Origin of the sequence: Nocardia sp. NPDC004568, assembly GCF_040609955.1 — a bacterium.
Classification (GTDB): domain Bacteria; phylum Actinomycetota; class Actinomycetes; order Mycobacteriales; family Mycobacteriaceae; genus Nocardia.
In genome coordinates this window covers 1-25,594 of the sequence record NZ_JBEXLL010000038.1, presented here as the reverse complement: position 1 = coordinate 25,594, position 25,594 = coordinate 1, and the positions used below count along the sequence as shown (strand labels likewise).

The 25,594-nt window shown below is 68.1% G+C and carries 21 protein-coding genes; 11 read left to right on the top strand and 10 right to left on the bottom strand.

Annotated elements, in window-relative coordinates:
• Positions 1–124: 124 nt before the first annotated feature.
• Both ABZV91_RS18265 and ABZV91_RS18260 read left to right on the top strand, forming a co-directional pair.
• On the top strand, positions 125–2,929 hold the full coding sequence (locus tag ABZV91_RS18265) for an FAD-binding and (Fe-S)-binding domain-containing protein (protein ID WP_355242712.1): 2,805 nt from the start codon (positions 125–127) through the stop codon (positions 2,927–2,929).
• 277 nt (positions 2,930–3,206) lie between these two features.
• Positions 3,207–4,151: a DNA-3-methyladenine glycosylase 2 family protein gene (locus tag ABZV91_RS18260; protein WP_355242709.1), complete on the top strand. Its 945-nt coding sequence runs from the start codon at positions 3,207–3,209 to the stop codon at positions 4,149–4,151.
• Positions 4,152–4,251: 100 nt separating this feature from the next.
• Here ABZV91_RS18260 and ABZV91_RS18255 read toward each other — a convergent pair whose 3' ends face one another.
• On the bottom strand, positions 4,252–4,452 hold the full coding sequence (locus tag ABZV91_RS18255) for a hypothetical protein (protein WP_039827478.1): 201 nt from the start codon (positions 4,450–4,452) through the stop codon (positions 4,252–4,254).
• Positions 4,453–4,731: 279 nt separating this feature from the next.
• On the opposite strand from ABZV91_RS18255, the gene ABZV91_RS18250 reads away from it, so the two are divergent.
• Together ABZV91_RS18250 and ABZV91_RS18245 are read left to right on the top strand one after the other, a co-directional pair.
• Positions 4,732–4,968 (top strand): DUF397 domain-containing protein, encoded by a 237-nt coding sequence (locus ABZV91_RS18250; protein ID WP_355242706.1) that lies wholly within the window; start codon positions 4,732–4,734, stop codon positions 4,966–4,968.
• A 73-nt stretch (positions 4,969–5,041) separates the two neighbouring features.
• A complete protein-coding gene (locus ABZV91_RS18245) occupies positions 5,042–5,239 on the top strand; it encodes a hypothetical protein (protein WP_355242703.1) in 198 nt (65 codons plus the stop codon).
• Positions 5,240–5,258: 19 nt separating this feature from the next.
• On the opposite strand, the gene ABZV91_RS18240 is transcribed toward ABZV91_RS18245, so the two are convergent.
• From ABZV91_RS18240 to ABZV91_RS18220, 5 genes are all read right to left on the bottom strand, one after another.
• On the bottom strand, positions 5,259–6,005 hold the full coding sequence (locus ABZV91_RS18240; RefSeq protein WP_355242700.1) for a succinate dehydrogenase/fumarate reductase iron-sulfur subunit: 747 nt from the start codon (positions 6,003–6,005) through the stop codon (positions 5,259–5,261).
• 4 nt (positions 6,006–6,009) lie between these two features.
• Entirely contained in the window at positions 6,010–7,980 is a 1,971-nt protein-coding gene (locus ABZV91_RS18235) for a fumarate reductase/succinate dehydrogenase flavoprotein subunit (RefSeq protein ID WP_355242698.1), read from the bottom strand.
• A gap of 15 nt (positions 7,981–7,995) precedes the next feature.
• On the bottom strand, positions 7,996–8,829 hold the full coding sequence (locus tag ABZV91_RS18230; protein WP_355242695.1) for a hypothetical protein: 834 nt from the start codon (positions 8,827–8,829) through the stop codon (positions 7,996–7,998).
• A 287-nt stretch (positions 8,830–9,116) separates the two neighbouring features.
• Positions 9,117–9,407 carry a hypothetical protein gene (locus ABZV91_RS18225; RefSeq protein ID WP_355242692.1) on the bottom strand — a complete coding sequence of 97 codons (291 nt, stop codon included), beginning with the start codon at positions 9,405–9,407 and terminating at the stop codon, positions 9,117–9,119.
• A 398-nt stretch (positions 9,408–9,805) separates the two neighbouring features.
• The gene (locus ABZV91_RS18220) at positions 9,806–10,993 is read right to left on the bottom strand and encodes an ATP-binding protein (RefSeq protein ID WP_355242689.1); all 1,188 of its coding nucleotides are present in this window, start codon (positions 10,991–10,993) and stop codon (positions 9,806–9,808) included.
• Between the two features lie 388 nt (positions 10,994–11,381).
• Here ABZV91_RS18220 and ABZV91_RS18215 point away from each other — a divergent pair, with 388 nt between their 5' ends.
• Positions 11,382–12,023 carry an NlpC/P60 family protein gene (locus tag ABZV91_RS18215; protein ID WP_355242686.1) on the top strand — a complete coding sequence of 214 codons (642 nt, stop codon included), beginning with the start codon at positions 11,382–11,384 and terminating at the stop codon, positions 12,021–12,023.
• Positions 12,024–12,026: 3 nt separating this feature from the next.
• Positions 12,027–12,431 carry an RNA-binding S4 domain-containing protein gene (locus ABZV91_RS18210; RefSeq protein ID WP_355242683.1) on the top strand — a complete coding sequence of 135 codons (405 nt, stop codon included), beginning with the start codon at positions 12,027–12,029 and terminating at the stop codon, positions 12,429–12,431.
• A 95-nt stretch (positions 12,432–12,526) separates the two neighbouring features.
• On the opposite strand, the gene ABZV91_RS18205 is transcribed toward ABZV91_RS18210, so the two are convergent.
• Positions 12,527–14,494, bottom strand: coding sequence for an acyltransferase domain-containing protein (locus tag ABZV91_RS18205; RefSeq protein ID WP_355242680.1), 1,968 nt, complete (start codon positions 14,492–14,494; stop codon positions 12,527–12,529).
• A 463-nt stretch (positions 14,495–14,957) separates the two neighbouring features.
• On the opposite strand from ABZV91_RS18205, the gene ABZV91_RS18200 reads away from it, so the two are divergent.
• On the top strand, positions 14,958–15,911 hold the full coding sequence (locus tag ABZV91_RS18200) for an MBL fold metallo-hydrolase (protein WP_355242677.1): 954 nt from the start codon (positions 14,958–14,960) through the stop codon (positions 15,909–15,911).
• 135 nt (positions 15,912–16,046) lie between these two features.
• Here ABZV91_RS18200 and ABZV91_RS18195 read toward each other — a convergent pair whose 3' ends face one another.
• Positions 16,047–17,024, bottom strand: a complete 978-nt coding sequence (locus tag ABZV91_RS18195; RefSeq protein WP_355242675.1) for a nitronate monooxygenase family protein — start codon at positions 17,022–17,024, stop codon at positions 16,047–16,049.
• Positions 17,025–17,355: 331 nt separating this feature from the next.
• On the opposite strand from ABZV91_RS18195, the gene fadD5 reads away from it, so the two are divergent.
• A complete protein-coding gene (fadD5, locus tag ABZV91_RS18190) occupies positions 17,356–18,924 on the top strand; it encodes a fatty-acid--CoA ligase FadD5 (protein ID WP_355242673.1) in 1,569 nt (522 codons plus the stop codon).
• A gap of 143 nt (positions 18,925–19,067) precedes the next feature.
• Positions 19,068–19,661 carry a cysteine hydrolase gene (locus tag ABZV91_RS18185; RefSeq protein WP_355242670.1) on the top strand — a complete coding sequence of 198 codons (594 nt, stop codon included), beginning with the start codon at positions 19,068–19,070 and terminating at the stop codon, positions 19,659–19,661.
• Positions 19,662–19,944: 283 nt separating this feature from the next.
• Here the strand turns inward: ABZV91_RS18185 and ABZV91_RS18180 are convergent, their stop codons facing one another.
• Positions 19,945–22,329: a lysylphosphatidylglycerol synthase transmembrane domain-containing protein gene (locus ABZV91_RS18180; protein ID WP_355242667.1), complete on the bottom strand. Its 2,385-nt coding sequence runs from the start codon at positions 22,327–22,329 to the stop codon at positions 19,945–19,947.
• Between the two features lie 118 nt (positions 22,330–22,447).
• Here ABZV91_RS18180 and ABZV91_RS18175 point away from each other — a divergent pair, with 118 nt between their 5' ends.
• Complete coding sequence (locus ABZV91_RS18175) at positions 22,448–23,047, top strand: GDSL-type esterase/lipase family protein (RefSeq protein ID WP_355242664.1); 600 nt, start codon at positions 22,448–22,450, stop codon at positions 23,045–23,047.
• A 98-nt stretch (positions 23,048–23,145) separates the two neighbouring features.
• On the opposite strand, the gene ABZV91_RS18170 is transcribed toward ABZV91_RS18175, so the two are convergent.
• Entirely contained in the window at positions 23,146–24,519 is a 1,374-nt protein-coding gene (locus ABZV91_RS18170) for an AarF/ABC1/UbiB kinase family protein (RefSeq protein WP_355242661.1), read from the bottom strand.
• Positions 24,520–24,618: 99 nt separating this feature from the next.
• Between ABZV91_RS18170 and ABZV91_RS18165 the strand changes: the two genes are divergently transcribed.
• Complete coding sequence (locus tag ABZV91_RS18165) at positions 24,619–25,410, top strand: winged helix-turn-helix domain-containing protein (RefSeq protein WP_355242658.1); 792 nt, start codon at positions 24,619–24,621, stop codon at positions 25,408–25,410.
• The last annotated feature ends 184 nt before the right edge of the window (positions 25,411–25,594 follow it).

Below are 25,594 nucleotides of genomic sequence, written 5' to 3'. Positions count from 1 at the left end.
CCTCGAGACCGGAGACGGGATGCCAGGGGTTCCGATTCCGAAGGAAACGCCGAACCGGTCGGGGCCCGGCCCGGTGTGGCCGAGTCGGCCGGATGATCCGGCACCCGAGCCTAGGCTGGACCGTGTGACCGACCACAATGCACGGGACACCCTCGCACGACATCTGCGCGCGCGGATCGGTATCGACGCGGTGGACATCTCCCACCGCCGCCGGGTGGAGTACTCCTCGGATGCCTCGAACTACCGGGTGCTGCCCGAAGCGGTGGTCTTTCCCCGGTCCGACGCGGATGTGGCGGCCGTGCTGGAGGTGGCGCGGAGCGAGGGTGGATCGGTGACCGCGCGCGGGGGCGGCACCTCCGTGGCGGGCAATGCCGTCGGTCCCGGCATCGTCCTCGACTTCAGCAGGTACATGACCGGGATCGCCGAGATCGATCCGCAGCGGCGGACCGCGCGGGTGCAGCCGGGCGTGGTGCTGTCGGAGTTGCAGCGCCGGGCGCGGGAGCACGGGCTGCGCTTCGGCCCGGACCCGTCCACGCAGAACCGCTGCACCCTGGGCGGAATGATCGGCAACAATGCCTGCGGTCCGCACGCCATCGCATGGGGTCGCACCTCCGACCGGGTCCGGGAGCTGCGGATCATCGACGGTACCGGCGCGCCGCGGCGCCTCGCCGATTCGCTGGACGAGGTGCCCGGGCTGCCGGAGTTCACCGCGCGGGCCCTCGCCGTGCTGCGCACCGATCTGGGACGGTTCGACCGGCAGGCATCGGGCTACGGGCTCGAATACCTGCTGCCGGAGCGGGGCGGCTCGGTGGCCGGTTCGTTCGTCGGCACCGAGGGGACCTGCGGTGTGCTGCTCGAAGCCGAGGTGGAATTGGTGCCTATCCCGGCGGCGACCCTGCTGGTCGTGCTCGGTTATCCCGATCTGGCCACCGCCGCCGACGATATCGCCGCGGTGGTCTCGGTCGCGCCGGTGGCGGTCGAGGGTATCGATGCCCGGTTGGTCGAGATGGTGCGCGCGCACGGCCGCCGGGTCCCCGATCTGCCGCGCGGCACCGGCTGGCTGTTCGTGGAGTTGGCGGGAGACGATGCGGCTGCCACCCATGCCGCCGCCCGCCGGTTGTGCACGGCGGCGGATGCGCTGGACAGCCGGATCATCGAAGATCCCGGCGCCGCGGCCGCGCTGTGGCGGATCCGGGCCGACGGCGCCGGTCTGGCCGGCCGCACTCGCGACGGTGAGCCGGCCTGGCCGGGTTGGGAGGACGCGGCGGTTCCGCCCGCCCGGCTTGGGGCCTACCTGCGCGATTTCGACGAGCTGACCCGCGAGCACAAGGTCGACGGACTGCTCTACGGGCATATCGGTGACGGCTGTATCCATGTGCGGCTGGACCTGCCCATCGCCACCGCGCCGGAACGGTTCCGCGCTTTCCTGACCGACGCGGCGCACCTTGTGGTGGGCCATGGTGGTTCGCTGAGCGGGGAGCACGGCGACGGCCGAGCCCGGTCGGAACTGCTCGAGATCATGTACTCACCCGAGGTCCGCGCCGTTTTCGCCGGTTACAAGGCGCTGTTCGACCCCGCGAACCTGCTCAATCCGGGCGTGCTGGTGCGTCCGCGCCCGCTCGACGCCGATCTGCGGCTGGCGGGTCTGCCGGCGCTACCGCGCGCGGGCGGTTTCGCCTTCGCCGGTGACGCCGGGGACCTGTCCACCGCGGTGCACCGCTGTGTCGGGGTGGGCAAATGCCGGGCCGATACGCGCGGCACGGGTGGTTTCATGTGCCCCTCCTACCTGGCCACGGCCGACGAGAAGGACACCACCCGGGGGCGGGCCCGGGTATTGCAGGAGGTGGTCCGTGGAGAACTGGACTGGTCCGCGCCCGCGGTGGCCGAATCCCTGGACCTGTGCCTGTCCTGCCGCGCCTGCGGCACGGACTGCCCGGCGGGCGTCGATATGGCGACCTACAAATCCGAGACGCTCTACCGCCGCTACCGCCGTCGGCTGCGCCCCCGCGACCACTACACGCTGGGAATGCTCCCGCGCTGGCTGGCCGGCGCCACCCGGATGCCGCGACTGGTCAACGCGCTGGCCGGCGCCGGACCGTTGCGCCGCCTCGGGCTGCGGGCCGCCGGGATCGATCCGCGCCGGGAGGTGCCGCAGCTCGCGCCGGTGCCCTTCCGGCGGATCTGGCGCCGCGAACTGGCGAAGCGGCAGGTGGCGAAATCGGACGCCCCGACGGTGATGCTCTGGGTGGACACCTTCACCGATGCCTTCGATCCCGATATCGCGGTGGCGGCGGTGCGCCTGCTGGATTCGCTCGGCTATCGGGTGGTCGTGCCACGTCGGCGGGTGTGCTGCGGCCTCACCTGGATCAGCACCGGACAGCTGGACGGTGCCCGGGCGCGGCTGCGTGCCACCCTCGACACTCTCGACGAACATGTGCGGGCCGGCGGGCAGGTGATCGGCCTCGAACCCTCCTGTACCGCCGCGCTGCGGGCCGATCTGCCGGAATTGCTGCCCGGGGACCCGCGTTCGCGGCCGGTCGCGGCCGCGGTCCGCACGCTCGCCGAGTTCCTCACCGCGCAACCGGACTGGCGTCCGCCGCGGCGCCCCGGCCGGGCGATGGTTGTCCAGCCGCATTGTCACCACTATTCGGTGCTGGGCTTCGATGCCGATCGCCAGATATTTGCCCAGATGGGGGTTGCGGTGACCGAGATCGCGGGATGCTGTGGTCTGGCGGGTAATTTCGGAATGCAGAAGGGGCATTACGAGATATCGGCGGCGGTGGCGGGTAACGGAATGTTGCCGACGCTCGAAAGTGCCGGACCGGACGCCGTCGTGGTCGCCGACGGGTTCTCCTGCCGTACCCAGGCGGCCCAGTTCACCGCCCGGCGCGGTCGGCATCTGGCGCAGATCCTGCTGGCAGACAGTTGATTCGGGATTTCTGAGGATTTCTTCGCGGCGACGAGCGGCCGATCTCGAGAGATCGGCCGCTCGTCGCGGCGGCTCAGCTCCCGGAGGGGAGGGTTCCGGGCGGGATCTCGTAGCCGGAGCTGCCGGCGAAGACCGAACCCCAGAGATCGAGTAACCAATTGAGCGCCTCGGTGAGCATAGGAACCTCCAGTCACGGCGAAAACCACATATTTGCTCAACTGCGTCTTCATCGGCGGGCGGCCGAACGGCGTTACCCCGCGCAGCGCACAATGGCATGATGCCTGTCCGAACCGCGGGATCCACCGACGATGCGCGGGCGACGCGGACCCTGTCCGCCGCCGCCCCGATCGACCTGGCCCATACCCTCGCGCCGTTGCGTCGTGGCCCCGGTGACCCCTGTCACCAGATCACCCCGGACGGGGCGCATTGGCACACCTCGCGCATGCCGACCGGACCGGTCACCTACCGGCTGGTCCAAGAGGACCCACTGACCGTCGGCGCGGCCGCGTGGGGCGCGGGCGCCGCGGAGTTTCTCGGCGGGCTCGATCGCATGCTGTGCCTGGACGAGACGGTCGACGACTTCGTGCCCATCCATCCCACGGTGGCGGCCGCGCACCAGCGGTATCCCGGGCTGCGGATGCTGCGCACCGGGCGGGTACTCGAAGCGCTGATCCCGGCGATTCTGGAACAGAAGGTGACCATCGTTTCCGCCCATGCCGCGTGGCGCCGCCTGGTGCACCTGTTCGGTAGTCCGGCGCCCGGCCCGGCTCCGGCGGGCATGCGGGTACCGCCGGACGCGGCGGTCTGGAGCCGGATCCCCTCATGGAGCTTCCACGGCGCCGATGTCGGGCCGCAGCGCAGCCGGACCATCGTGCGGGTGGCTGGGGTGGCCGAGTCGCTGGAGCGGATGACGGCGTTGCCCCCGGCCGAGGCCGCACGCCGGCTCCGCACGATTCCCGGTATCGGGGAATGGACGGCCGCGGAGACGGCGCAGCGCGCTTTCGGCGACGCCGACGCGCTGTCGGTGGGGGATTTCCACCTGGCGTCCATCGTCGGCTGGACCCTGCTCGGACGCGATATGGACGACGCCGAGATGGTGGAATACCTCGAACCGGTACGTCCGCATCGCTATCGCACCATCCGTCTGCTCGAGATCAGTGGGCAAGCTCGTAAACCGCGGTTCGGCCCGCGTGCTCCGGTTACCGATCATCGCTGGCACTGACCGGTAAGAGTATTCGCGGACTGGAAGATCTAGGTTCTTGTTCCGGAGAGCCGTATGGAACCGGCCGGTGAGCGGCCGGTACGGCGGCGGAACGCGGTCGCTATTGGAGGGCGCGGTTGTCCAGTACGCAGCGGCCCGCTTCCACCAGGGTGGCTCGGGCGCGCCGGCGGACCCGGCACTCGTCGACGGTGCAGTCCAGGTGCAACTGCATTGCCGAATGGGCTTGTTCGGGGGTCATCACGCCGGGATCGGCACCGCAAGCGAGCAGGGTGGGGATCGGGGCGTCCAGATTCAACCGCATCACACGACCTCCTTCTGAACCCGCGGTCGACTCCTGTTGTCCGCGGTGGTTTTCCGGGTGTGCACATACGACCAACAGCTCACCATAGGCCGAGAACGACCGATAACGGGTGAGATTCGGTGTTTTTGCGGGTACCGATTCGCGAAATTTCCTGTAGACGGGTGTAAACCCCGGCTCGGCCGGGCGGCGCGTAGCATCGCGCTACATCCTCGAGGCGCGCTGCGCCTGGACCCTCGACTCGAAGAACGACGATTTCCACGGCGGTGAAGGAGAACCTGGATGAGCATCGACAACGGTACGAACGTGGACCTCTCCGGTGCCCGGTGGGTGAGCGGCGCGACCGGGGAAGATGCCGCTACACCGGGGACGCACAGCGTCGAGATCGCAATGCTCGCCGACGGTCATGTCGGGATGCGCGACGGTAAGAATCCCGACGGGCCGGTACTGGTCTTCACGCCGGGTGAATGGGCCGCCTTCACCGCCGGTGTACGCGACGGCGAATTCGACCGGCCGTGACCTTCGTGCACCCGGCGCGACCTGTCACGTGCACGGAGTTTGGGTCCGTCAGGTAACGGGTAGACAACAATATGTGGACCCAGGGATCAAGAACTCCCGTCCCCGGCTCCGCAAATTCGGGCCCGGCGACGCCGTTGCGCGGTTGATCGTCGGCCTGCTCTTTGCGGCATCAGCGGTGGGCGTTTTCGTACTCACCGGCTCGGTGTTCTCGGCGTTGTTCGTCGGAGTGCTCGTGGGGCTGGTCGCGACCGGTGTGGTCGGGATGTTGTGAAATCGGCCGGTCGAATCGGTCAGCGCCGGAAGAGTTTGTTGCCGAGCCACACGATCGGATCGTATTTCCGGTCGGCGACGCGCTCCTTCATCGGTATCAGCGCATTATCTGTGATCTTGATATTTTCCGGGCACACCTCGGTGCAGCATTTGGTGATGTTGCAGTAACCCAGCCCGTGCTGCTCCTGCGCGGCGTCCCGGCGATCGGCAACATCCAGCGGATGCATCTCCAACTCCGCGATGCGCATGAGGTAACGCGGGCCGGCGAAGGCTTCTTTGTTCTCGTCGTGATCGCGCACCACATGACAGGTGTTCTGGCACAGAAAACATTCGATGCACTTGCGGAACTCCTGGGAGCGCTGCACATCGACCTGCTGCATCCGGTACTGCCCGGGCTCCAGATCCGGGGGCGGTGTGAAGGAGGGGATCTCCCGCGCCTTCTGGTAGTTGTAGGAGACATCGGTCACCAGGTCGCGGACCACCGGGAACGTCCGCAACGGCGTCACAGTGACAACATCTTCCGGCGTGAAGGTGGACATCCGGGTCATGCAGAGCAGCTTGGGCCTACCGTTCACCTCGGCCGAGCACGAACCGCATTTGCCCGCCTTGCAGTTCCAGCGGACCGCGAGATCCGGCGCCTGGGTCGCCTGCAGGCGGTGGATGATGTCGAGGACAACTTCGCCCTCGTTCACCGCCACCGTGAAATCCTGTAGTTCCCCGCCTTCGGTATCGCCACGCCATACGCGGAACTGGGCGTCGTAACTCATCCGCTCACGCCTCCTTGCTGTCCGATTCGCGGTCTGCGGGCGTCGACCCTGCCGCGGCGCCGTTCACCGCGGCCGGATGGCCCGCGAGTTCGGCTGGGGTGTAGTACTTTTCCAACTCGCCGAAGTCGAAGAGGGCGAGTAGTTCGCCCCGCATCGGCAGTTGGTCCCGCACGGTCACCGAGATATCCGGTACGTCGGCGACTCCGACGCCGTCGGTGGCGCACACGAGCAGTTTGTTGCGCCACTGCGGGTCCATACCGGGGTGGTCGTCGCGGGTGTGCCCGCCGCGGCTCTCGGTGCGTAGCAACGCGGCCTGCGCCACGCACTGGCTGACCAGCAGCATGTTGCGCATATCGAGGGCGAGATGCCAGCCGGGGTTGAACTGCCGGTGCCCCTCGATGGTGACGTGCGCGAACCGTTCGCGCAGCGCCTCGAGCCGGGTGATCGCCTCGCGGACCTCGCGTTCCTTGCGGATGATGCCCACCAGGTCGTTCATGGTCTGCTGCAGATCGGTGTGCAGCGTGTACGGGTTCTCCCCGGAGGCGCCCTCCGGCGGATCGAACGGGGCGAGCGCGGTCCGGGCCGCCGTCGCGATATCGGTGTCGGCCACCGCCGGCCGCTCGGCGAGCCCCGCGACGTACTCTGCCGCGCCCAGGCCCGCCCGCCGGCCGAAGACGAGCAGATCCGACAGCGAATTGCCGCCGAGCCGGTTGGACCCGTGCATACCGCCCGAGCACTCGCCGGCGGCGAAGAGGCCCGGTACATGCGCAGCGCCGGTATCCGGATCCACCTCGATACCGCCCATCACGTAATGACAGGTGGGTCCGACCTCCATCGGTTCCTTGGTGATGTCCACATCGGCCAGTTCCTTGAACTGGTGGTGCATCGAGGGCAACCGGCGGATGATCTCCTCCGGGGTGAGCCGTGAGGCGATATCCAGGTAGACCCCGCCGTGTTCGGTACCCCGACCGGCCTTGACCTCTTCGTTGATGGCGCGGGCCACTTCGTCACGGGGCAGCAGATCGGGGGTGCGGCGCGCCGAATCGTTGTCGCGCAGCCACTGATCGGCCTCTTCCTCGCTCTCCGCGTATTGCCCTTTGAAGACCGCCGGGATGTAGTCGAACATGAACCGCTTGCCGTCGGTGTTCTTCAGTACACCGCCGTCACCGCGGACACCCTCGGTGACGAGGATCCCCTTCACACTCGGCGGCCACACCATGCCGGTGGGATGGAACTGCAGGAATTCCATATTGATCAGCCGGGCACCGGCCCGCAGCGCCAGGGCGTGACCGTCGCCGGTGTACTCCCAGGAGTTCGAGGTGACCTTGTAGGATTTGCCGATTCCGCCGGTGGCGAGCACGACCGCGGGGGTCTCGAACAGGATGAAGCGGCCGGATTCACGCCAGTAACCGAAGGCGCCGCTGATCCGGTCACCGTCCTTGAGCAGGTCCGTGATCGTACATTCGGCGAAGACCTTGATCCGGGCCTCGTAGTCGCCGGTCTGCGCGTAGTCCTCCTGCTGCAGCGAAACGATCTTCTGCTGCATGGTGCGGATCAGTTCGAGCCCCGTCCGGTCGCCCACATGCGCCAGTCGCGGGTAGGTGTGGCCACCGAAGTTGCGCTGACTGATCCGGCCGTCGGCGGTCCGGTCGAACAGAGCGCCGTAGGTTTCCAGCTCCCAGACCCGGTCGGGAGCCTCCCGCGCGTGCAGTTCGGCCATCCGCCAGTTGTTCAGGAATTTGCCGCCGCGCATGGTGTCGCGGAAATGGGTCTGCCAGGTGTCCTTCTCGTTGGCATTGCCCATCGCCGCCGCGCAGCCGCCCTCGGCCATCACGGTGTGGGCCTTGCCGAACAGCGATTTGCACACCACCGCCACCGACAGGCCGTGTTCCCGGGCTTCGATCACCGCGCGTAGTCCGGCGCCGCCGGCACCGATCACCACGACGTCGTAGGTGTGCCGCTCCACTTCGGGCATAGCCGTGCAAACTCCTCAGTCGATGATGCGAAGATCGGAAATCGTGCCGCTGGCCACCAACATCACGTAGAAGTCGGTGAGCACGAGGGTGCCCAGCGTGGTCCAGGCCAGCTGCATATGCCTGGTGTTGAGCTTGGAGACCTGCGTCCAGAACCAGTACCGCACCGGATGCGCGGAGAAGTGCTTGAGTCGTCCGCCCGCGATATGCCGGCAGGAATGGCAGGACAGGGTGTAGGCCCACAGCAGGATCACATTGCCGGTGATGATCAGACTCCCCAGGCCGATGCCGAGGCCGCCGGTCTTGCCGTGGTAGGCGATCACCGCGTCATAGGTGTTGATCAACGAGATGAGCACCGCGACATAGAAGAAGTAGCGGTGGGCGTTCTGGATGATCAGTGGCAGCCGGGTCTCGCCGGTGTACTTCGCGTGGGGTTCGGCCACCGCGCAGGCCGGCGGGGAGAACCACACCGACCGGTAGTAGGCCTTGCGGTAGTAATAGCAGGTGAGCCGGAATCCGAGCAGGAACGGCAGCACCAGGAACCCGAGCGGCAGGAACATCGGCAGGTCGCCGAACGGGGTGCCGAAGTGGCTGGCGCCCTCGACACACGAGGTGCTCAGGCAGGGGGAGTAGAACGGCGTCAGATAGTGGTAGTCCGGCACCCAGTACGCCGTTCGCACAAAGGATCTGATGGTCGCGTAGACGACGAACGCGGCCAGCCCGATCACGGTGATCAGCGGCGGTAGCCACCACCGATCCGTGCGTAGGGTCCGGGTGGTGATCCGGGCCCGGGTCCTGCTGAATACGCCTGTACCCGCTTCGGGAGCGGTTGTGGTCGTTGCGGCACTCACTGGTCGATGCCTCGCTGATCGGCGGTGCGGGTGGTCATGGGTACCTCCGCGATCGAATGTGATGCTGAGCACCATACGCCCGGCCCGCTATCGAATGAGCAGGGTCCGCGCAATCTCGATGGCCCGAAGGGGCAGTGATTTGCGCCACATTTACTGACGATCTTGCTCCGGTGAACACGTCGCAAACGAGGACGGCCGGTCGCCTGTGCGGCGACCGGCCGTCCGAAGATCATCGGGTTGTGGTCCGATGTCCGGGGTCCAGTTATCCGGCGGTGAACTCCGGGCGGTTACTGGGTGCGGGGCCGGGAGTGGAAGCCGAGGCCCTCGTCCTGGGCGCCCATCCACGCCGATTCGTCGGATTTGCTGTCCGGGACGTAGATGGGTTCCTGGCCGCGGCGGGCCGCCACCTGCGGGGGTGGGCTCTTCTCCAGTTCGTCGGCATCGATGCAGAGCCGTTCCAGATCGTTCTCCAGCCGGCGCACGGAGCCGGCGTCTCCATAATGGGTGCGCAGCACCCCGATGGACTGGCGGAGCTGGTTTACGGCGTATCGGAGTTCCGCGATGTCGCTACGTGTCATGGGTACCTCCTGAGTTGCTGACCGGTCGCGGTGCGAACGCCATCCGGACTACGCCGGCCGTCCGGCGCGCTTGTGACCGACCACACAAGGTGATCTACAACACAGTACGGCAAAATCCCGATTCCGGCTCGTCCGAAGATCAAGATCGGATCTCGGTTGGGCGCCGATGGGAGCGACCCGTCCGCGGTCGGCACGGCGCTCTGCGGCCGTATACGGCTCTCTAGCTCTGCGGCGAGAAATACGTATACACCGCTCGATCCGGAGTCGATCGCTGTATAAGCGCCTCTAGTAGAAATGGTAGAAAGCCGAATAAAGCTATGGCCTCCCGCTCCATCGGACTCTCTGGTCCCTTCTACGGAATCTTGTAGTGAGTCCGATAGAACGCTGGTGCCGCCCGGTCAGGTGGTGACACTGCGCAGGTAGCGCCCGAAATGCGGGACCGTGAACCCGATGGTTCCACGCTCAGCGGAGTAGATGAGACCCTTCTTGATCAGTCCGTCGCGGGCCGGCGACAGCGAGGCGGGTCTGCGGCCCAGTTCGGCGGCCACCGCCGAGGTGGCGACCGGCCCGTCGTCGCCGGACAGGTCCGCCATCGCGCGCATGTACTCGCGTTCGGCCGGGGTCGCCCGTTCGTACCGCGAGCCGAAGAACCCGACCGCGAGTTCCTCCTCGGCGGTCGGGGCCGCCACCTCGACATCCTCGGCGGTGATCGGGCTGCCCGGCGCCTGGTCCCAGGTCGCCTTGCCGTAGGCCTGGACGAAATATGGATAACCGTCGGCTTTGCGGTAGAGCGCGGTCAGCGCCTCGTCGGAGAATTTCACGTCCTCGCGCTCGGCCGGCGCGATCAGGGCGCGGTCGGCCGACTCCCGGTCCAGCCGGTCGATGCGGTGATAGCTGAACAGCCGTTCGGAATAGCTCTTGGACGCCGACAGGACCGCCGGTAGATGGGGCAGGCCCGCCCCCACCACGATCAGCGGCGCGGTGTCCTGGCCGAGTTCGTGGCAGGCGCCGCAGATGGCCGAGATATCGGCCGGGCCCAGGTCCTGCATCTCGTCGATGAAGACAGCGATACCCGCGCCGACGTCCTGGGCCAGTGCCGCGGCCTCCACCAGCAGTTCCACCAGGTCGATCTCGATATCGCCGGAGTCGGCGCGACCGGTCACGGCCGGTACGTCGATACCCGGTTGCCAGCGCTCCCGCATGCCCTTGTCCGCGGTGGCGCGCAGCGCGAACGCTTTGAGGATCCCCAGGAAGTCGTCGATCCGTTCCTGGTTGTGGTGGTTCTTGGCAATGGCCCGCGCGGCCATGTGCAGCGCCGAGGACAACGGCCGGCGCAGTTCCTGGTCCGGGCGGGCCTCTATCTTGCCGGTACCCCAGCCCCGCGAGACCGCCGCCGAGCGCAACTGGTTGAGCAGGACCGTCTTCCCTACGCCGCGCAGGCCGGTGAGCATCACGCTGCGCTCCGGGCGACCCCGCGCGATCCGCTCGAGGACGATATCGAACGCGTCGAGCTGTTTGCCGCGTCCGGCGAGTTCCGGTGGACGCTGACCAGCGCCGGGCGCATACGGGTTCCGCACGGGGTCCATACCCTCACACCGTAGCGAACCGATGGGGAAATCTGGCCGTATCTATGTCGGGTTCTAGAGAGGCCTAGCGGGCTTCCGGCGTCTCCTGGCCGCGCCACCACGACACCGGGCGGACACGCCCGGGCGAGACCTTCGCGTGACCTGCTGCCGACCTGAAAAGTGCTGCCGCGCCGACGCTTTACGCATGTACTCCCTGTTGGCGCGAAAAGGACACCCGTTCGGCTGGACAACACCCGGGTGGCATCGTAACCTTCTTGTGACTTAGTGGAGTCGAGTCGTTTCGTAAGTGAGGCGGCGCCATTGGTCACCGCCGCAGTCGGCCGCCGCGAATCGAGTAGGACGCGCGACCGTAGCAGCGGGAGAGCACGAAGATCGGAGACGTAGCTCGGTGGGTAAGCACAGCTTGCAGCGAGAATCCAAGCTGCCTAATTCTGTCAAGGGCGCACTGGTCATGGGCACGCTGGCCGCGACTACGGGCACCATGCCCGCGATCGCCTCGGCCGCGACGACCACGATCGACGTTCCCGGTATCGGCAAATTCGACGTCGAGGTACCGGACCAGTTCGCCGCGCAGGCGGACCAGCTCAACCAGCAGCTGAACCAGGCCCTCGAGCAGGCTCCGCACGCCATGCCCGCCGCTCCGGCGCTGCCCAACTTCGCGCCGCCCGCCCCGGTCCAGCAGCAGACCCTCGGCGATATCGCGCTCGACGCCGCCAAGACCAAGGTCGGCGCCATGTACTCCTGGGGCGCGGCCGGCCCGGCCAACTTCGACTGCTCCGGCCTGGTCCAGTGGGCCTACAAGCAGGCCGGTATCAAACTGCCGCGTACCAGCTTCGAACAGTCTCATGTGGGCGCGCCGGTGGCCTTCTCCAACCTGAAGCCCGGCGATATCGTCATCACCAACGGTGGCGGTCACGTCGGTATGTACGCCGGTGACGGCCTGCTGCTGAACGCGGTGCAGTCCGGTGAGCCGGTCACCTACACCCACCTCTCCGCCGACGATGTGGTCACCGCGCGTCGTATCGTATAAGGGGTGAACCGAGCCGCTACCGAGCCGAACGACGGCAATGGTCAGGCCCGGGTCGACTCCTGGGTCTGGGCTGTTCGCCTGTTCAAAACTCGGTCGGCTGCCGCGGCCGCCTGTCGAGGCGGCCATGTGCGTGTGAACGGCGCGACGGCCAAACCCGCACAGCCGGTACGTCCGGGCGACGAGATCCGCATCCGGAACAACGGTGTCGAGCGGATCGTCATCGTGGAACGGGTGATCACGAAACGGGTAGGTGCTCCGATCGCCGCCCAATGCCTGATCGACCGCAGTCCACCGCCGCCGCCCAGGGAAATTCTCGTTACCCTACCGCAGCGAGACCGCGGCTCCGGACGTCCGACGAAACGAGAACGCCGCGACACCGACCGGCTGCTCGGTCGAACCGATCATTGACCGCCTTCCCGGGGCGTCGTCCAACCGCTCGCTGAAACGGTAGATCCGATCTCTACCGCTCCGGTGTAACCCATGTGCTCGGGTGCGCCGGATTCTCAGTGCTCGCGGTTTCCGGCGGCCGGTTCCGGGGAGTCGGCGGTACCCGCGCACGCCCAGGTGTTCCCGGTCGGTCGGGGCGCTCCGCCGACCGGGGTCGCGAACACGGCGATGAAAGCGACCGGATCGGCCGCGGTGAGTTCGATGAGATGGGCCGCCGACGCCGAGATCCCGGCGAATCGCCGTGCCAGCCGGCCCGCATCGAGTGCCGGCTCCTGATCCGGAACCCGTTGCTCACCTGGCGATTCGGATGCGATGGTCGCCGAACTGGTTGCGATATCGCCGGATACGGCAGCATCGATCACCGTGTCCTCGAAAACCTGTGCGGCGTGGACCACTCCGCGAATCGTGCATCCCGTTTCCCGGATATCGCGCAGTGCGTTGTCGAGATCGTGGCGGTCGGCGGTATCGCAGCGCACCACCACGATTCGCTCTTCGAACCCCTCCAACAGTGGTGGCACCGGACGCGGCGAACGCGTCGGCACCACCACATCGCGCGCTCCCGCGGCGAGCAGCCGGCGCACCATCACCGAACCCAGGGCACCCAGACCCCCACTGACGACATAGGTTCCGGCCCGATCGATCACCATCGGTGGATCGACGGCGATGCGCCCGGCCATGAAGCGGATAGCCCTATTGGCATCGACCACCCGGGTCCATGCGATGATATCTGTGGGTGGGGGGTCATCGGCGAGCCGTATCGATGCCAGCGTTCCGGCACCCATGACCTCCGCCCGCAAATCCTCCCCGTCGAGTCGCCGGTCGGGCTCGGCCGCGGCCGAGCGCAGCGGTCGATCCGAGATGGCGGCCGTACCCCGACCGCCGAAAGCCATTCGCGGGCGACCTGTTCCGTCCACGGGTGGCTCCGGCCACCGTTCGTCCGGAGCCACCGTCCGGATTCCTGCTTCCGGAGCCGGTCTCCCCTCGGTCCGGTTGCGGCCGTTCGCCGACCCGCCCCCTGTCCCGGCCGCGCCCAGCGCGCGTGCCGCGTGGAACTGGGCGAGGCAGGTGAGGAAGGCGGTGCCCTCGTCCGTGCGGTCCGCGGCGCCGTAGGTGGTGTGCGCGAACCGCGGTATCGCCCGGACGGCCGCCGCGAGCAAGGGTTCGGGTCCGATCTCCAGGACCATTGCCATTCCGTCGTCGGCTGCCCGCCGCAGCGCCGCATCGAGGTCGACGCGACCGGTGAGGTTTTCGGCCCAGTATCCGGCGGACATACCGGCGGCGCCGACGACGGTGCCCGCGTACGTGCTGGAGTAGAGCGGTAGGCGTGGGACGGTCGACCGGATCGGGCCGAGTTCGTCGAGGAAGCGCGGTATCGCCTCGCGGGTGGCCGGGCTGTGCGCGGGATGGACCCGCGGGATGCGGGCGGTGGCGATACCGCGGCGTTCGGCGCGGCGTACCACCACATCCACGTACCGTGAAGTGCCGGTGACGAGTACCGAGCGCGGCCCGTTGACCGCGGCGACGGTGACCTTGCCCTCCAGTGGCCGCACCAGGCGGACCGCCTCCGACTCCGAGGTGAGCAGTTCGGCCGTCGCGCTCGAACCCGGCGGGTGGCCCGCCGCGCGGCCGCGCGCCACCACCACCTTCGCGGCCTCGGCCAGTGGCAGCACACCGGCGGTCACCGCCGCGGCGATCTCGCCGGGACCGTGCCCGACGGCGGCATCCGGCCGGACACCCCACGCGGTCAGCAATTCGGCGAGCGCCACCTGGTAGACGAACAGGGCGGGTTGGACGAATTCCGGATGTGCCGCCGGATCCGCCGTGGACACAGCAGGGCCGGGCGGGCGGAAGCCGTATCGGGGAGTCCAGACCCGGGCACCGCCGGCGGCGGCCACCGCGTCACCGGCCGCGGTCACCGCGTCGGCGAAGACCGGATAGCGGCCGGCCAGCATCCGGCCCATTCGCTCGTGTTCTCCGCCGTCGCCCGGGAACAGGAAGAGCACTCCCTGGGGAGAATCGATCATCGTAGTGACATTGCGGAAAGCCGGACTGCCTGGCGGCCGTGGCGAGCGGAGGGCCTCACGAGTCGATTATGCCGGAGGAATACGGGTGATCCCGCCTTCCGAAACCGTTGGCGCCGTGCGGCTTCCACCATGAACGGTCTGGACCGATCGGTCTGGGGTCGTCCGCGCGGCGGCCGCGATCACCGCACGCCCGGCCCGGCGCCTGCCCGCTTGATCGCGATCGTGCCGGGCCCGATCGGTCGACGAAATGCGGCGCGCCACCGGAGACCACCGGATGGGTTCATATCGGTCGTGGTCGTGATCGTGCCGATACGCGGACGCGCTGTGCGGGGACATGGGGCAGGGTCCGGCGGTGCCGGCGGAAGGGGGCTCGGCGACACCGAACCATCCGCGTGCCGGCAGATCTCGGGGACCCGGCCGGCTGTCGCTACTGGTTCCCGGGCCCGGCCGGTACCGTTGCCGGGTGGCCGATTCCGCGGACGGACGAACCCCCACCATCCCGACTCTGCTGCGCTGCTGCGCGGCGCTGGCCGCCACCCCCGCGCGGCTGCTGCGCCCGCGCCGGGCCGATACCGGATTCCTGGCGCGGCTGGAACCCGCCCCGTTGCCGACGGCCCGGGCGGGTGTGCAGTTGACCGTGCTCGTGCAGGGGCGGATGTCGGCGCCGACGACCATCGTCGCGGAGGGGGTGCGCAGTCTCGGGCATCTGCCCATGGCGATGGGCGCCTATATCGTCGAGCATCCGGCGGCGCGGTTCATCGTGGACCCGGCCCTGTGTGCCCATGTACACCGGCGGGTGCTGCCGGGCCTGCCCTTCCCGATTCCTTCTCTGGTGGCACCGGACGAACCCGTACTCGGGCTGGCGGACGCGCTGGCCGCCCGCGATCTCGACCCCGGCGCCATCGACTTCGTCCTGCCCACCCACCTGCACTGGGACCATATTTCCGGGGTGCTCGAACTACCGGATTCGGTGCCGATTCGGCTGCCGTCCGCGGAACTGGGCTGGGCGCTGGAGGGTCCGCACGCACCGACCGGGGTGGTGCGGGGGCCGCTGCAGGGGCGGCCGCTGGAGCCGCTGGAACTCGATGGTCCGCCGGTGCTGACATTCGCGCGCAGCCTGGATCTGTTCGGGGACGGTTCGGTACTGCTCGTGGACCTGTCCGGGCACACCCCGGGCAGTATCGGCGTCCTGCTGGCCACCGGTGACGGGCGCCGCGTGCTGCTCGCCGGTGACTCGGTGTGGAACCGGCTGCAGATCCAGCTGATCCGGGAGAAGGCGCCCATGCCCGGCCAATTGTTCGACGCCGACCGCGATCTCGCCTTCGAGACCATCCATCGGCTGCACGCGCTGCCCGACGGTATCGAGGTGGTCGCCGCGCACGATCACGACGCCGTGACCGCGCTCGCGGCGCACTGAGCCGGGGGATCCGGCCGCGGCCGGAGAGTGCGGGAAGCCAACCTTTCCCGGATGGCTTCCCGCGTTCCTGCGTCGGATCGAATCGCCATTGGTCCGACGAGGCGCAGGGGTTCCGATACGACGGAACCGGCCCGATCAGGCCGAGGCGACGAAACCGGCCAGCCGGGCGCTGATCAGTTCCTCGGCCTCACCGACCATGCGGCCGATGAGTTCGGCGCAGGTCGGGATGTCCTCGATCAGTCCCTGGCACAGGCCGACCGACCAGATACCGGCGTCGAGGTCGCCCTCTTCGAAAACGCGCCGGCCGCGGGCGCCGGACACCAGTTCGCGGACATCCTCGAACTTGCCGCCGGCCTTCTCGATCTCGACCACCTTGCGGCTCACCTCGTTGTCGGCGACCCGGGCGGTGTTGTGCATGGTGCGGAAGATCAGCTTGGTATCGCGCTCGGAGTTGGCGACGATCTGCTCCTTGACCTTGCGGTCGATCGAGGACTCCTCGGTGCACAGGAACCGGGTCCCCATGTTCACGCCGTCGGCGCCCAGCGCCAGCGCCGCGACCAGGCCGCGGGCGTCGGCGATACCGCCGGAGGCGATGATCGGGATGGTCAGCGCGCGGGCCGCGGCGGGGATCAGCACCAGGCCCGGTACATCGTCCTCGCCGGGATGCCCGGCGCATTCGAAGCCGTCGATGCTGACCGCGTCCACACCGATCTTCTGGGCCTTGAGGGCGTGCCGGACGCTGGTGCACTTGTGCACCACCTTGATCCCGGCCTCGTGGTAGGTGGGTAGGAAGGGCTCGGGGTTGCTGCCGGCTGTCTCCACGATCGTGATCCCGCTGTCCACGATCGCCCGCGCGTACTCCTCGTACGGCGGCGGGTTGATCGACGGCAGGATGGTCAGGTTCACGCCGAACGGCTTGTCGGTGAGTTCGCGTGTGCGCTCGATCTCGCGCCGGAGGTCGTCGGGCGTGGGCTGGGTCAGTGCGGTGATGAAACCGAGCCCACCGGCTCCTGCGACGGCCGCGACGAGTTCGGCCCGGCCGACCCACATCATCCCGCCCTGCACGATCGGATGTTCGATACCGAAGGTCTCGGTGAACCTGGTCCGCAGCATCGGTGCTCTCCTCTACTTTCGCGGATAGTCCGCGTCTGCTGCATGGTGCCACGGGTGCGAGCGCCCGATCAACCCTGGAAGTGAGCCGTGATTCGCATATGTGATGGGATCTCGTGTAGCTGGGTGACGTGCGGAGCGGTGGGCATCACCCCAAATACGCGCTTCAACGAGCGCGAACTCTGTGCCCGGTCGAGTTCCTCGGGATTAACCGCTATTCGGCCTCGATTTCCTTGCCGGTGCTGATGTGAATTGTTATTCTGCCGACATGTTCACACTGCGTGTGGCGCCGGACACTCCGGCGGGACGCGCGGTACCGAGAGGAGTACGTGGTATGTCCACCGGTGCGCAGGCCCTCGCCGAGCCGATCAGATCGCGTCGCAACCACTGGAACAACCAGCTCGCCACGCATGCGGTGATGCGGCCCGACGAGGTGGCGCTGCGTTTCCGCGGTGCCGACACCACCTGGCGGCAACTGCACGAGCGCTCGCAGAAATTCGCCGACGCCCTCGCGCGCCGCGGTGTCGGCTTCGGCGACCGGGTCCTCATCCTGGCTCTCAATTACCCCGAATACCTGGAGGCCGTGTTCGGGATCAATGCCCTGGGCGCTATCGCGGTGCCGGTCAACTTCCGGCTCACCCCGCCCGAGGTCGCCTATATCGTGGGCGACAGCGGCGCCAAGGCCGTGGTCACCGATACCGTGCTGCAGCCGTTGGCCACCGCCGTGCAGGGGCAGGCACCGGGCCTCGAGCACTGCTTCGTCATCGGCGGCAGCAGTGGTGACGGGGTCGTCGGCTTCGAGGACGCGATCGCCGAGGCGGGGGATGCGCACACCCCGCTCGATATCGCCGAGGACACGCCGTGCCTCATCATGTACACCTCGGGCACCACCGGTAGTCCCAAGGGCGCCGTCCTCTCCTACGGCAATATGAACGCCCAGGCGCTCACCTGTATCCGCGCGCTGCAGTTGGAGCAGGAGTCGATCGGTTTCTGCACCTCGCCGCTGTTCCATATCGCCGGGCTCGGCAGCCTGGCACCGGCTTTCCTGCTCGGCGCGAAGACGGTGCTGCATCCGCTGGGCGCCTTCAGCGCGACCGAGTTCCTCGACGCGGTGGAGGCCGAGCAGGCGACCTCCGCGTTCTGCGTGCCCGCCCAGTGGCAGCTGATCTGCAACGAGCCGACCGTCAAGCAGCGCAAACTCGCGCTGCGGGCGCTGAGCTGGGGCGCCGCGCCCGCCTCGGACACGGTGTTGAAGGCGATGGCCGACGCCTTCCCCGACGCCTTCAATGTCGCGGTGTTCGGACAGACCGAGATGTCGCCGATCACCTGTGTGCTCGAGGGTAAGGACGCCATCCGCAAACTCGGCTCGGTCGGTAAGGTCATCCCCACCATCCAGGCACGTATCGTCGACGACGAGATGAACGATGTGGCGCCCGGTGAGGTCGGCGAGATCGTCTACCGCGGTCCCACCATGATGTCGGGATACTGGAACAAGCCGGAGGCGACCGCGGACGCGTTCGCCGGCGGGTGGTTCCATTCCGGCGATCTGGTCCGCCAGGACGACGAGGGCTTCGTCTACGTCGTGGACCGTAAGAAGGACATGATCATCTCCGGCGGCGAGAACATCTACTGCGCCGAGGTGGAGAATGTCCTGTTCTCGCATCCGAAGATTCGCGAGGCCGCGGTGATCGGCAAAGCGCACGAGAAGTGGGGCGAGGTGCCGGTCGCCGTGGTCGCGCTCAACGATCCGGCCGACGATCTCACCCTCGCGGAACTGGAAGCGTTCCTCAACGAGCACCTGGCCCGCTACAAGCATCCGAAAGAGCTGGTGCTCGTGGCGGAACTGCCGCGCAACGCCAGCGGCAAGGTCGTGAAAGTCGAACTGCGCAAGCTCGATTCGTAGGCAATGTTTCACGTGAAGCATGCGCCGGATCGGTTCCGCCGATCCGGCGCACACCCGCGCGGGGGAGCTCCGGCGCGCCCGGTGGCCTGGACTTTTCCCGGTCAGTGGTGCGCGCCGGGTACGCATGGTCGATCATCTACGCCATGTCGGATCAACATGCTGCAGTCCTCGCCCTGCACTGGCAGGTGAACGTTATTCGGCCGGAAGGGTTCTTCGGCCCGATGCTGGCCGAACCGGTGGCCGCCAGCGGAGTGGTACAGCGGGCCGCGGACTTCCACAAACAGGCGGCGGAGCTGGGCCTGCCGATCGTCTGCACGCGGTTCACCGTCCCGGAAGGGGAAGGGCGGCTGGTGCGCAATACCGGGTTCATGCAGTCGGTCGGCGCCGCCCAGCACGAGTTCCGTCCGGACACTCCGGGAAGCCAACTGATCGACGAGATCGCCGGGCAGGCCGACCGGGTCGTCGACAATCAGAAACTGTCCGGGCTGGCCGGTAGCGATCTGCCGCGCTGGCTGGCCGAGCACGATATCGACACCCTGTACCTGACCGGTGTCGCCACCAACCTCACCGTCGAGCAAACCGCACGCCACGGCACCGACCTCGGTTTCACCGTCTACACGGTCGCCGACTGCGTGGCCGCCGCCGACCACCAGGTACATACGGCCTCCCTGGCGAACATCGCGCTGGTCAGCGCCGGCCTCCGCACCACCGCGGACGCCTTCGCCGACCTCTACTGACCTTCCGTGGCCGGGGTCCGACCGGTTCCGGGCGACGGCGCGTGTGCCGTCGGTCGATCGGCGACCATGAGCACCGACGGTGCTGTGGGCCTCCCTCCGAGGCCGGTCGGGGCGCACGTCTGCGAAGACCCTTCCGCGCTCGGGGCGCGCCCCGGTTCTCGGGGCTGTGCGGCGGGCGGCTCGGGAACCGGCGACGATTGCGCCTCGAGCATCACCGGATCGGCCGAGGTGCCCGTCGGCGTGCACTTTCCGTCTGCTCCGGAGGCGAGCAATCAGGCACAGCTCAGATCATGTTCTTCTCGGTCATCCAGCGCATCACCTGCCAGCCGCAGAACACCGGGATCCAGCAGGTGAGCACCCGGTAGAGCAGCACCGACGGCACCGCCACCGCGGCGGGCAGACCGAACGCGGCCAGACCGCCGATCAGTGCGGCCTCGACCGCGCCGACCCCACCGGGTGTCGGCGCGGCCGAGGCCAGGGTGCCGCCGATCATGGTCACGATGGTGACGGTGACGAAGGTCGTGCCGCCGCCGAACGCCTGGACACTGGCAAACAGCGCGAGCGCCTGTCCGAGGGTCAGGGCCGCGCAGCCGAGCACGATGATCACGCAGCGTTTCGGGTCGCGGGCCAGCAGCGCCAGCTCGCCGATCACCTCCTGCACCTGCGGGAGTACCGAATTGTTGAGCCAGCGCCGTAGTTTCGGCACGAACATGAAGGTGCCGACGATACCCACCCCGACCCCGGCGATCAGATAGAGGATGGTCGGTGAGGGTACGAAATGCGAGAGGTCGGCCGAGGTCCCGGCGGCCACGCTGAACAACACCAGCAGCCCGATATGCGTGCAGACCTGCACGGCCTGCTGCAATGCCACCGCGGCCGTGGCCCGCACCGCACCGACTCCGCCCTTCTGCAGGAAGCGCACGCTCAGGGCCAGGCCGCCCACGCGCGCCGGAGTGGTGGTGGCGGCGAAGGTGTTCGCGATCTGCATCAGGACCAGCGGCCAGTACTTCACCACACTGGACGCGCACGCCCACAGTGCCGCGGCCGTACCGAGGTAGGTCAGCGACGACAGCGCCAGGCCGGCCAGGGCCCACCACCAGTTGGCCTCTTTGAGCTGGGTGAAGAAGGTCGGTACCGCGCTGATGAACGGATAGGCCACGTAGACCAGGCCGGTCAGCAGTACCAGCTGGATGAGGCTCTTGCGGTTGAAGCGGGTGATCTGCTCGGCTTCGATCCGGTCCTCACCGGTCTGGGCGCGGACCTCTTCGCGGGCCGCCGACACCACCGATTTCCAATCGGGGATGGATTTACGGATTCCGCCGGGCATGGCGAATTTGGTGAGCCGGCGCGACGCGGTGAGTACGGTCTGTTCGCCGAGTACGCCGATCGCCGACCGTACCGCCGCCTCGGCGCCGAAAACCGCCGTCATCGAGACCAGCAGCTGGGCGATATCGGATTGCAGCTGCGCGTCGGAGGCGCACAGTTCGGCCGCGGTGAAACCGCCGAACAGCGCACCGTCGGGTCCCACCCGGATCTCGGCGGGCCGCAACTCACCGTGCGCGATCCCGCGCTCGCGCAGTACTGTCAGCGCTTTCCATACCGAATCCAGTGCCGCGGTATCGGCGGGATCCTGTTCGATCGAACGCCCGGCCGGCAGCGTATGCGCGTACAGCATCCAGCCGCGCGGCAATCCGGCCACCGTCACCGGCCGGTGCGCGGCTACGCCGAGGTCGGCCAGCGCGATCGACATCAGCGCGCGATGCTCGACCGCCCGATGCATGGAGCCGTGTAGCGGCGCGGTCTCGCTGGAGCGGAAGGTCAGCCAGCGCCACAGCTGGCGCAGTGCGCTCAGCGAACGCTGATTCTTGCCGTACAGCTCGACCACCAGCGCCCGCTCGCGCTCCTCCACGGTCGCCGACAGCAGCAGCGCGCCTGGTCCGGCCGGCCGCACGACGGTGAACCGGGTGACGGTGTAGCCGCGGCGGGCCAGCCGGCGCACCGCGGCGTCCAGCGGAACCTCCAGTGCCGGGGTCCCCACCAGCAGTACGATCACCGCCCCGACGAGCCAGCCGACCACCAGGCCGAACATGGCGCGGGCCGGAACCACCGTGCTGACCACCAGATGGATCGGCGCGAAGGCCAGCAGCAGCACCCACAACCAGCGCCGCGGCCGCACCGGCAGCCACGGGCTGGAGACGGTGAGCACCGCGGCCAGCATGGCGATCCAGCGGGGGTCGTCGAGGAACTGCTGTAGGAAGGTTTTGTCGTCCAGATTCTCCGGGACCTGCAGGTGCCACTGCGGTGCCGACAACCCGCTGGGTGTGATGGACAGCAGTAGTACCGCGGTGAGCCCGGCGGTGGCGTACCCGGCCAGCAGCTTCCACTGCCGTCCGAACGCCAGTTCCACCAGAATCGCGAACGGCAGGATGAGAATGACGATCCCGTACAGCAGATAGACCAGGTTCGACTGGTCGGGGTTGAGGAATCCGACGATATTGGAGACCGAGCGTTCCAGCGCGAGCCATTCGGGCCGGGTGATCAGGGAACCGGCGATGACGACGGCGACGCCGACGGCCGCGAAGACGACACGGAGGATATCGCTGGTCCGCCGCGTGAGCGGCTGGAGGAGACTGCCCGTGACCGGGATCTCCCGCCCATCGACTCGCATGTCGTATCGGTACTTTCGGATCGAGGTGACGCTGACGGGCCGGTCACGCCCACCAGCAGGTGAGTATGCAGGAGCCCGAGCCGGACGATACACACCAACACGCTGTCAGAATGCAGGGGTGAGTGGTGATCAACGCATCTGTTTCGTGGGAGATTCTTTCGTCGCCGGCGTGGGGGACCCACAGGCTCTGGGCTGGACCGGCCGGCTGACCGCCCACGCCCGGGCCGCGGCGGCCGCGTGGACCACCTACAACCTCGGAGTGCGCGGCCACACCTCCGCCGATATCGTCGCGCGGTGGTCCGCGGAATGCCTGGTGCGCCTGCCGGCGGGGTCGGACGGCCGGGTGGTGTTCTCGTTCGGGGTGAACGACACCGTGGTCGCCGAGGGGCGGCGCCTGGTCGAGGAGCAGAACTCGGTGACGAATCTCTCCGTGCTGCTCACCAGCGCGCAGGCGCAGGAGTGGCCGGTGCTGGTGGTGGGGCCGCCGCCGGTCGACGAGGCCGGGCACAATCGGCGGATCGAGGAGTTGGACCGGCGCTTCGAGCGGACGTGTGCCGAGTTCGGGGTGCCGTATGCGGCGTCGTATTGGCTGCTGGCGCAGGATCCGGTCTGGCGGGAGCAGGTGCGGGCCGGGGACGGGGCACATCCCGCCGCGGAGGGATACGCCGCGTTCGCCGAGCGGCTGCTGCCCGCGTGGCGTCGATGGCTGGGGTACTGAGCGCTCCCGTGGATAAATAGGATAGAATTTCCGCAAATTCGGTATCCTCACCGGAAAATGTCCCAGACGGTGCGGTGTCTGTATCCGGCCGCCGGCTGTCAGTTCGCTGATACACCCGGTGCCGGAGCGCGCCGCATGACCGCGAAGACCTCCCCGAGTTCGGGCACCGACCGCTCCAGTTCGTCGCCGAAATCGCATTCGCATTCCAGCTGGCCCAAGGTGCCGACCATGGTGAGCGCGGCCCGCGCGAACGGCGTGCACTCCGGCGGCAGGGTCAACTCCCGCATCACATTCGTCAGCCGCAGGGCGGTGGTGCGCAGCACCTGCTTGCGCAGCCACGGGGTGGTGATACGGAATCGGGGGTGCCGCACCGGTTCCGCGCAGGCCGACAACGCCGCGTCGAGCGCCACCGCGTCGAAGGCCCGGCCGGGCAGCGCGAACCCGTGCGCCCGCACCGCCGTCTCCACCGCCGCCGGGCCGCCGTTGAAGATCGCGTCGCACATCTCGACCACCAGCCGGGTGAAACCCGGATGTGGCCACGGCGCGCACGCACCGAAATCCATCACCCCCAGGCGTCCGTCGGCGAGCAGCCGCAGATTGCCGGGATGCGGGTCGCAGTACAGCAGCCCGTGCTCCTCCCAGCCGGTCAGGACGAACCGCATCATCAACTCGCCGACCCGGTCCCGCTGCGCGCGGCTCCCGGATTCGACGAGCCGAGGGGCCGGAATCCCGTCGAGCCACTCCGAGACCAGCACGTCGCCGCGCTGTTCCAGCACCTCGGGCACCCGGAATTCGGTACTGGCGGCATACGCCCGTGCGAACGCCCGCTGATTATCGGCCTCGGCCGCGTAATCCAGCTCAGCTCGGACACTTTCACAGAGTGCCTCGGTCACCGATTTCACATCCGCGCCCGGCAGGAACACCGACGCCAGTGTGGAGATCCGCCGCAACTGGACCAGGTCCGACTCCACCGCCGCTCGCGCGCCCGGATACATGACCTTCACCGCGACCGCGCGCCCGTCGTGCCAGACCCCGCGATGCACCTGGCCGATGGACGCGGCTGCCGCCCGCCGATCGTCGAACTCGCGGAACAGTTCCCGCCAGTCCGGTCCCAGATGCTCGGCCAGCACGGCGTGCACGGTGGCGGGCAGCATCACCGGCGCCGAATCCTGCAACCGGGCCAGCGCGACCTGATAGGGGGCAGCTATATCGCGAGGCAATGCCAGCTGGTATATCGCCAGCAGCTGGCCGAGTTTCGCCGCGCAGCCCTTCAGTTCGCCCAGCACCGCGAACATGTGTTCGGCGGTACGGGATTGGATATCCCGGTCCACCTCCCGCGCCGGGCGGCCGAGCGCCCGGCGGCCCGCGCCCGCCGCCTGCCGGCCCGCGAACGCGACCGGTAGTGCTACGAGCTTGGCGCTGCGCAGCGCCCGGCGCACCGGCGGCGCGCCAGGATCACGTCGACTGCTCATACCTCATCCCCAGAAGCGATTCGCCTGTTCTCCTGTGCAGTCTGGCATATTTGCGCATAGACTGTCTGGGACGTGTCAGCTGCCGAGAAAGGTGTATCCATGGGATCCCGCACGGTGGTCGCCGACGTCGCCGACGAATTGGCACGGCGGGTCGCCGCCGGGGAATATCAGCCGGGCGAGCTGATGCCCTCGGTCCGTCAGGTCGCCGAGGAATTCGAAATGAACCGGGCCACCGCTCAGCTCACTCTCGGTCGGCTGGAGTCCTACGGATTCGTCGAGGCACGGCGCGGTAAGGGTTTCACCATCCGTGAGGTCCGCGCGGCCGGCGGCCTGGATGTCTACCGGCATCTCTTCCGGTTCTCCATCCCGATGCCCGAGGTCGCGATCGAGATGTTCCGCGATATCGTCGAGGTCGAGCGCGGCATCGTGATGGACGCACTGCTCTCCTACACCGGTCTGGCCCACGGTGTCGCGGCCGCGGCCGGGGTCGACCTCGCCGAGCTGAAGGCCGAGATCGACACCCTGGAAACGCTGGCGCGCCTGGATGTTCCCGACTACCGTCGCATCCTCGCCATCGAAATCGGCGTGGTCCGCAAACTGCTGGTAGCCCTGGAATCGAGTATGCAGCGCGCCATCCTCAACTCCATCGGCGAAATGGTGCTCGAAGTCCCCGAGGCCGTCGACGCCTATTTCGCCGGTGCCGCCGACCTGCACGTCCTGGTGTGGCGGGCATTGATCGCGGTCTGGGAATCGGAATCCGGGCCCACCCCCGCCCAGCTGGCACTGTTCGAGGACCTGTTCGGGATTTACCACAACAAGGTCATCGCCCGATTCGAGGAACTGCTCGGCGCCGAGGACGACACCGAAGAGGTCCACGCGGCCACCGCCTGAGCGAGGCTGCCCGCGCGACACGAGAAGTCCGGCAACAACCTCCCGCTGCGCGAACGCCCCCATGCGTCCCCCCCATCGACTCCCGGCGCAACCCCATGTGTCGAGTCTTACGAGACACCTCCAAGGGTTGAGGCCCGTCTCGCCGTTTCGGCCTCGAAAGCGCCGCGCGAAGCGCAAGTCTCGA